Here is a 7,378-nt window from a genome sequence, read left to right as displayed (position 1 = left end):
GGATCAAACTCTCCAAAGAATTTGATATAGCTCTTAAATTGACGAAGCTTGCGCTTCATTCAAAAATTGTAAAACTTATTTTTGCCTCATCGTTCAGTTTTCAAAGTTCGTCAGTTTAAATGGTGGGCCTAAGTGGACTCGAACCACCGACCTCACGCTTATCAGGCGTGCGCTCTAACCGGCTGAGCTATAGGCCCATAAAAAAGAATGGTGCACCCTGAGAGATTCGAACTCCCGGCCTTTAGATTCGTAGTCTAACGCTCTATCCAGCTGAGCTAAGGGTGCATATGGTGCGGTCGAGAGGACTTGAACCTCCACGGTGTTAACCACCACTAGGCCCTCAACCTAGCGCGTCTACCGATTCCGCCACGACCGCAGCGTATAAAGTTAAAAAAGAAAATGGTGAGTCATGCAGGGCTCGAACCTGCGACCCTCTGATTAAAAGTCAGATGCTCTACCAACTGAGCTAATGACTCAAATAAAAAGCTGGGCTGGAAGGGATCGAACCTTCGCATGTCGGAATCAAAATCCGATGCCTTACCACTTGGCTACAGCCCAACGTAAATGGCGGTCTTGACGGGATTCGAACCCGCGATCTCCTGCGTGACAGGCAGGCATGTTAACCCCTACACCACAAGACCAGATTACGTTTTTATTTGAAATGGTGGAGGATGACGGGATCGAACCGCCGACCCCCTGCTTGTAAGGCAGGTGCTCTCCCAGCTGAGCTAATCCTCCATATATGGTGACCCGTACGGGATTCGAACCCGTGTTACCGCCGTGAAAGGGCGGTGTCTTAACCGCTTGACCAACGGGCCATTACATATTTGAAAAACTGGCGGAGAGCAAGGGATTCGAACCCTTGAGACGGTTTTGCCGCCTACACGAATTCCAATCGTGCTCCTTCGGCCACTCGGACAGCTCTCCAAAAGAGAAAGTGGCTCCGCAAGTAGGATTTGAACCTACGACCTACCGGTTAACAGCCGGTTGCTCTACCACTGAGCTATTGCGGAACGTTGCTTGAAATTATCGAAGTAACGATTTATATTGTAACCGCAAACCAGAAACCTGTCAATCACTTTCTTAGAAAAACGTTTATTTCGCGTGCCGTCTCTCGGCGACTTCTATAAGATATCACGGCACAAAAAGACCGTCAACACTTTTTCTAAAAAAAATCAGGTAAAATGAAAAACATTTTACCTGATACGAGTTTCTTCTTATTTAACGCTCGGTGCAAGCATCGTTAAACTAATCCGTCCACGATTCACATCGACTTGTTCGATCCACACGGTCACGATGTCACCAACCGCCACGACATCTAATGGATGCTTCACGTATCGATTCGATAATTTCGAAATGTGGACCAAACCATCCTGTTTCACCCCAATGTCAACGAACGCGCCAAAATCAATGACGTTTCGGACGGTTCCTTGGAATTCCATACCGACTTGAAGGTCTTCGAGACTCATGACGTCCGTGCGTAGTAATGGTTTCTGGATATCTTCTCGCGGGTCACGCCCTGGTTTGGCTAATGACTTCAAAATGTCTTCAACTGTCGGAAGCCCCGCCTCTAGTTCTTCACTCAAGGCTTTAGCGTCGACTTGTTGCAATCGTTCTCGAAGCGCAGCCGTACCGACCTCTGATTTTGAAGATCCGATCTCTTTTAAAATGGATAACGCGAGCGGATAGCTTTCTGGGTGAATCTCTGTCTGGTCGAGAACGTCCTTCCCGTTCATGATCCGTAAGAATCCAGCTGCCTGTTCAAACGCCTTCGCTCCAAGGCGAGGTACTTTCTTAATTTCCTTTCTCGTTTCAAAGCGTCCATTCTCTTCACGATATGCCACAATATTTTTCGCCGTCGTTTTATTGAGTCCCGAGACGTACGTCAATAAAGACTCGGAAGCACGGTTCACATCGATCCCGACCATGTTGACCACGCTCTCGACGACGAACTCTAAGGAGGCCTTCAGTTTATTCTGGCTGACGTCATGCTGATATTGTCCGACACCGACTGATTGCGGGTCGACTTTGACGAGTTCCGCCATCGCGTCCTGAATTCGGCGTGCAATCGAAACGGCTGAACGTTCCTCAACTTTCAAATCCGGGAATTCACTTCGTGCGACTTCCGATGCCGAGTAGACACTTGCCCCCGCTTCGTTCACAATCGCGTAAGCAATATCACGTTCCGCTTTCTTCAACCAGTCGGCGACGAATTGTTCCGTCTCCCGTGAGGCGGTTCCGTTTCCGACGACGATAACCGAGATTGGATATTTCTTCGCGAGTCTCGTCAGTACTTTTTCAGCGCCGGCGATATCATGTTTCGGTGCCGTCGGATAGAAGACGCCGACCTCTTCGACTTTTCCGATTTCATTGACGACTGCCCATTTACAACCAGTTCGATAAGCCGGGTCGATCCCTAAGACGACGACCTCTCGAAGTGGCGGTTGCATATAAAGTTGTTTCAAGTTTTTTGAGAAGACATCGATCGCCTGCTCTTCTGCCTTTTCTGTCAGCTCACCACGAATCTCTCGTTCGATGGCGGGGAAGACCGACTTCTTGTACGCCTCCGTCACAGCTGCCTCGACAACCTCACGCTTTTCTTTCGGAAGTCGTTCGTATGTACGGAGGGCTTGATCCATGAAGCGCGACTCGTCAAACACCACCTTCACTTGGAGCACGTCCGTGCGTTCCCCACGGTTCAAGGCGAGTACACGGTGCGGGACAATGCCAGCAATCTTCTCTTCATATTCATAATACTGCGCAAAAATCTCTTTTTCGTCTTCCGCTTGTTTTTTCTTCTTCGAGCGCAAAAGTCCTTCTTTGCGTACGCGGTCACGAAGCATCTGGCGCAGTTTCGCTTCCTCTCCCCATTCTTCACCGATGATGGCATGGACGAGCGGCAACGCTTCCTCTACCTCGACGTCTTGAGAAAGTTCTTTTACCTTGTCTGAAGAATAGGGTGATTTGTCCCGGAACCAATCCGCAAGCGGCTGCAGTCCTTTCTCGCGTCCCTGTTCTGCTTTCGTACGTCGTTTTGGACGATACGGCAAATAAATGTCTTCTACTTGTTGAAGGGTAGTCGCCGCCTCTAATGCTCTAGATAATTCAGGCGTGTTTTTTTCCAACTCTTCTAATTTAGCCAGGACATCCGCCTTGCGTTTTTGCAGGCTCTCTTCATATTGAAGAGCATCCAAGATTCCTTTAATTTCAACTTCGTCCAAATTCCCCGTCATTTCCTTCCGATAACGGGCCATGAACGGTATCGTTGCCCCTTCAGATGCGAGCTGCTGAACCGTCTCGACTTGGTTCACTTTCAAGTTTAACGCGTTAGCCACTTTCGTAATCACTTGAATCACTTCCTTTTTTGATCTCTTTCAAAGTGTAGCAAACATTCAAACAAAAAAGCGATGACTCGATTAGTCATCGCTTAAGAATACTTCATTGAGTGGGACCTTGATGGCTTCACGCAGCTTTTCGAGTGCTCGTCGTTGCAAACGGGACACATGCATCTGCGAGATTCCAAGAAGTTCTCCTGTCTCTTTTTGACTCATATTCTTATAGTAGGCGCATTCCAAGATGGCGCGTTCACGCTCGTTTAAGACATTGAATGCCTTTTCTAGAATGAGACGCTGGTCGACCGATTCATACCCGCGCTCTTGGCTACCGACCAAGTCGAGTAATGTGACCGTACTACCTTCGTTATCCGCTTCGATTGAACTATCAACCGACAAGGCTTGATAACTCTTACCCATCTCGAGCGTTTCGAGAATTTCTTCATCGGACACGCCAAGGTGGTCGGCAATCTCATCGATTCGTGGCGAACGTTGTAATTCGGTCGTCAACTCTTCGACCGTCTTTTTAATCTTTGGTCCGAGTTCTTTGATTCGACGCGGTACGTGGACACTCCACGTCTTGTCGCGAATGAATCGTTTGATTTCGCCGATGATGGTCGGGACAGCAAACGACTCGAAGCTACGACCAAATTCCGGGTCAAATCGACGAAGTGCCGCCAGTAACCCAATCATCCCAACTTGCACAAGATCGTCGTGAATCGCACGGCCACGCGAAAATTTACGCGCGAGTGCTTCAACGAGGTCAGAATAGCGGTTGATGAGGAGCATTTGCACTTCTTCGTTTTGATCGTCTTGTTGATAGCGTTCAATCCACTCTAGTACCTCGTCATCACTGTGATGGCGTTGTTGAGATTTTGCTGGCACTCTGATCCACCTCGTCCCTATTGAGGAGTTTTGTCATCGTCACTTTGACACCGTTGTCTTTATTGATCGAGACATCGTCCATTAATGCTTCGATCAAGAAGAGACCAAGTCCTCCTTCATGGAGCGATTCAATTTCGGTCGTCTCTTCGACCGGAGCGGCTTGACGCTTCACATCATCTGCGAACGTCTTGCCGGAATCCTCAATCGTGATTTCAAGACGATCTGCATAGACGCCACAAGCGAGTTTGACCTCTCCATCTTGATGATCGTCATAAGCATGTTGGACGGCGTTGCCACATGCTTCCGAGACCGCGATTTTAATATCTTCGATCTCGTCGTACGTATATCCCATACGGTTAGCGATTCCTGAAACGACTAATCGAACCACACCGACATATTCGGGTTTGGCCGGGAACGTCATGACCGTCTGTTCAACATTGTTCATTGCGTGCCACCTCTTACGTTCGAATTAATAGAAAGAAGTTTGTGAAGACCCGTCAATTCGAATAGACGATTGACTCGGTCTGTGACTCCGACAAGTGACAACTCTTTTTCGTTGCGCGTGGCAATTTTTAATGCCCCGACGAACACGCCAAGACCTGTCGAATCCATATACTCCACTTCGTCTAAATGAACGACCACATCTTGTTCACTGATGGCCGGATGCAATACTTCTTTCAATTTTGGTGCAGTATATGTATCCACTTCTCCGGATACGTAAAGGTGTAATTGTTCTCCAATGACTTGCTCGCGAATCGCTAAATCCATCGTCTATTCCCTCCTAAATGTCCGTACAGAAAAATTGAGTACGATTAAATTAAATTCCCCTCTGACAAAATCTTAAACCACTTTTTAAAAAAAGTTTAAAAAAAGACCGATACCTATGTACCAGTCTTATCTATGTAAGGCTAGAGAGGGATTAATCCCATACTGATCTCTAGCGCTCTGTCCACTTTATGCATCGTCTCATCATCGAGATGAGTGACTTTATCCGTCAGACGACGCTTATCAATCGTTCGAATCTGTTCAAGCAAAATCACAGAGTCTCGTTCGAGTCCGTGCTTCTCTTGATATACTTCCACATGAGTCGGCAGTTTTGCTTTTTGAATCTGAGCTGTAATCGCAGCGACAATGACGGTCGGGCTAAAGCGATTGCCGATGTCGTTCTGTACGATGAGAACGGGTCGAACGCCACCTTGCTCTGAGCCGACTACGGGCGACAGATTCGCATAAAACACGTCACCACGCTTTACGATCACGCTGCTCACACCCCACTTACTTGACGTAAGAGAGCGTGTTCGGCTTCGGTTTCAATCATTAGCATCTCTTCTGCCATATTCAAGTTAAACGCGGCCATCTCTTGATAGCCTTTCGCCAATTCTTCACGCAGTGTTTGTTGTCGATCAGCAATTTCTTTAGACAAGTATGTCACTACATCGTTCAAGGACAGTGTTTCACGGTCTTTCATCGAAATCGGACCCCCTTGTTGCGAGAACCGATCTGGGACGGACGCTAGCGCACCCGCAGTTCGCTGCTTCAACATCTTACACCTCCAGAATCGTTTCATGGACTGGCGGAAATTCTCCCGCGTTCTTTATCAATATAACACGCGGGAATGGGAAAATATAGAGAAATCGAGAAAGAATTCAGATAATTTCACACGATTTATGATTCACACATAAAGACGTGGCAATCGGCTCGTGAATTGGCAAACGATCTCATAGTTGATCGTCCCAAGATATGAGGCGAGTTCATCAATGGCGACGTTTCCACCGACAAGGGTCACGTCCGTCCCTACAGGAAACTCCTTTGGAAGTCGGATCATGAAGCGGTCCATACAGACGCGTCCCACGATCGGACAACGAATCCCATTGACCTCCACTTCAAATCCGCTCGCCTTTCGTAACCAGCCGTCCGCATATCCGACCGGAACGGTACCAATCCATTCATCGGCTGACGTTGTATACGTCGCGCCGTAACTGATTGTCTGACCTGCCTCTAGCCGCTTCACCTGCATGAGCTGACTTTTTAGCGTGAAGGCCGGGCGCAGGAACGAATAGAACGTCTCCATCTCACGTGACGGATATAACCCATAGAGCGCGATGCCGACACGAACCAGATTATAAGGAACATCTTGTCCGGCCATTCGGATTGCACCGGCCGAGTTCGACGTATGGATATAGCGGAACCGCTCGTGGAGCCCATCCATCAAACGCTCGAACCGCTCTTGCTGTGTATAATACAGATCGCTGTCGAGTTCATCCGCCGTTGCGAAGTGGGTATAGATCCCTTCCACCACAAACGAATCAGTCGCTTCTTCAAGTAAGGCATCTAACTGTTCACGGGTGCGCAACCCGAGACGCCCCATTCCGGTATCGACTTTAATATGAACCGTTAACGGCTTTTCTTCTATATAAGGAGCAGCCTCTTGTAACCATTCAGCAGAAAAAACAGACAACGTGATTTCCTGTGCTGCCGCTACTCCGGCATATTCAGGGAATTGCGCTTCCATGACGAGAATCGGTGCTTCGATTCCCGCATCGCGGAGTTCGAGCGCTTCCTCGAGTAACGCGACCCCGAGCATCGTCGCTCCGTTCTCAAGGGCAATTTTCGCCACTTCGACGGCCCCGTGTCCGTAGGCGTTCGCTTTGACGACTGCCATGAGGTCCTGCGGAATTCGTTTCGTTAATTCTTTTATATTATGGGCGATGGCCGCCCGATCAATCTCGATTCGACTAGGACGAAACATGGTGTCCCTCCTCTTCTAAGATGACTTGTGCGATGGCGTATGTTTGACTATGGCTGATGCTGACATGAATCTTCCCCGTAAACGGTGCGGTCATGACAGGTCGACCCGTCTCATCCGGTAAAATTTCAATATGACGCCACGATAACCCGTGTGCGATGCCAGTCCCGATTGCCTTGGCGTAAGCTTCTTTTGCAGCAAAGCGACCCGAGACAAACTCGATTTGACGCGGGAGCGGATACTGTTGAGACAATTCATATTCCGCATCGGTGAGCAGCCGTTTTAAAAAACGTGGTTGTTTCATCGAGCGAGCCATCCGATCAAGCTCGACGATATCGACTCCAATTCCTACAATCACGGGACACTCGCTCCTTTCCTTTTCTCCCCGTTTCCTTATACAATTGAGGAAAGAGGT

At 48.5% G+C, this 7,378-nt stretch carries 8 protein-coding genes and 10 tRNA genes; all 18 read right to left on the bottom strand.

What is annotated here, in order from left to right; genetic code table 11:
- Positions 1 to 120: 120 nt before the first annotated feature.
- Positions 121 to 197: transfer RNA gene (locus tag IRJ25_RS12185), tRNA-Ile, on the bottom strand.
- A gap of 11 nt (positions 198 to 208) precedes the next feature.
- A tRNA-Arg gene (locus IRJ25_RS12180) sits at positions 209 to 285 on the bottom strand.
- A 3-nt stretch (positions 286 to 288) separates the two neighbouring features.
- Positions 289 to 376, bottom strand: a tRNA-Leu gene (locus tag IRJ25_RS12175).
- A 24-nt stretch (positions 377 to 400) separates the two neighbouring features.
- Positions 401 to 476: transfer RNA gene (locus tag IRJ25_RS12170), tRNA-Lys, on the bottom strand.
- Between the two features lie 10 nt (positions 477 to 486).
- Positions 487 to 558: transfer RNA gene (locus tag IRJ25_RS12165), tRNA-Gln, on the bottom strand.
- A 7-nt stretch (positions 559 to 565) separates the two neighbouring features.
- Positions 566 to 641 (bottom strand) — tRNA-Asp (locus tag IRJ25_RS12160).
- 21 nt (positions 642 to 662) lie between these two features.
- Positions 663 to 738 (bottom strand) — tRNA-Val (locus IRJ25_RS12155).
- 5 nt (positions 739 to 743) lie between these two features.
- Positions 744 to 818: transfer RNA gene (locus IRJ25_RS12150), tRNA-Glu, on the bottom strand.
- An 18-nt stretch (positions 819 to 836) separates the two neighbouring features.
- Positions 837 to 927: transfer RNA gene (locus IRJ25_RS12145), tRNA-Ser, on the bottom strand.
- A gap of 11 nt (positions 928 to 938) precedes the next feature.
- Positions 939 to 1,013, bottom strand: a tRNA-Asn gene (locus IRJ25_RS12140).
- 204 nt (positions 1,014 to 1,217) lie between these two features.
- Positions 1,218 to 3,347: a Tex family protein gene (locus tag IRJ25_RS12135; protein WP_269318362.1), complete on the bottom strand. Its 2,130-nt coding sequence runs from the start codon at positions 3,345 to 3,347 to the stop codon at positions 1,218 to 1,220.
- Between the two features lie 69 nt (positions 3,348 to 3,416).
- Entirely contained in the window at positions 3,417 to 4,217 is an 801-nt protein-coding gene (sigB, locus tag IRJ25_RS12130) for an RNA polymerase sigma factor SigB (RefSeq protein WP_214691287.1), read from the bottom strand.
- A complete protein-coding gene (gene rsbW, locus IRJ25_RS12125; RefSeq protein ID WP_015880559.1) occupies positions 4,183 to 4,662 on the bottom strand; it encodes an anti-sigma B factor RsbW in 480 nt (159 codons plus the stop codon). Before rsbW ends, sigB begins: the two co-directional genes overlap by 35 nt.
- A complete protein-coding gene (locus IRJ25_RS12120; RefSeq protein ID WP_015880558.1) occupies positions 4,659 to 4,985 on the bottom strand; it encodes an STAS domain-containing protein in 327 nt (108 codons plus the stop codon). Before IRJ25_RS12120 ends, rsbW begins: the two co-directional genes overlap by 4 nt.
- Positions 4,986 to 5,125: 140 nt before the next feature.
- Complete coding sequence (locus IRJ25_RS12115; protein WP_026824472.1) at positions 5,126 to 5,476, bottom strand: type II toxin-antitoxin system PemK/MazF family toxin; 351 nt, start codon at positions 5,474 to 5,476, stop codon at positions 5,126 to 5,128.
- A 5-nt stretch (positions 5,477 to 5,481) separates the two neighbouring features.
- Entirely contained in the window at positions 5,482 to 5,760 is a 279-nt protein-coding gene (locus IRJ25_RS12110; protein WP_074034853.1) for a hypothetical protein, read from the bottom strand.
- Positions 5,761 to 5,889: 129 nt separating this feature from the next.
- Entirely contained in the window at positions 5,890 to 6,966 is a 1,077-nt protein-coding gene (alr, locus tag IRJ25_RS12105) for an alanine racemase (RefSeq protein WP_269318361.1), read from the bottom strand.
- Positions 6,953 to 7,321, bottom strand: coding sequence for a holo-ACP synthase (gene acpS, locus IRJ25_RS12100; RefSeq protein WP_074034857.1), 369 nt, complete (start codon positions 7,319 to 7,321; stop codon positions 6,953 to 6,955). Before acpS ends, alr begins: the two co-directional genes overlap by 14 nt.
- Between the last annotated feature and the right edge of the window lie 57 nt (positions 7,322 to 7,378).

It is taken from the genome of Exiguobacterium sp. KJ 601 (genome assembly GCF_027161185.1).
GTDB lineage: Bacteria > Bacillota > Bacilli > Exiguobacteriales > Exiguobacteriaceae > Exiguobacterium > Exiguobacterium profundum.
The sequence above is the reverse complement of the archived record's forward strand: the minus strand, read 5'-3'. Positions and strand labels throughout refer to the sequence as shown.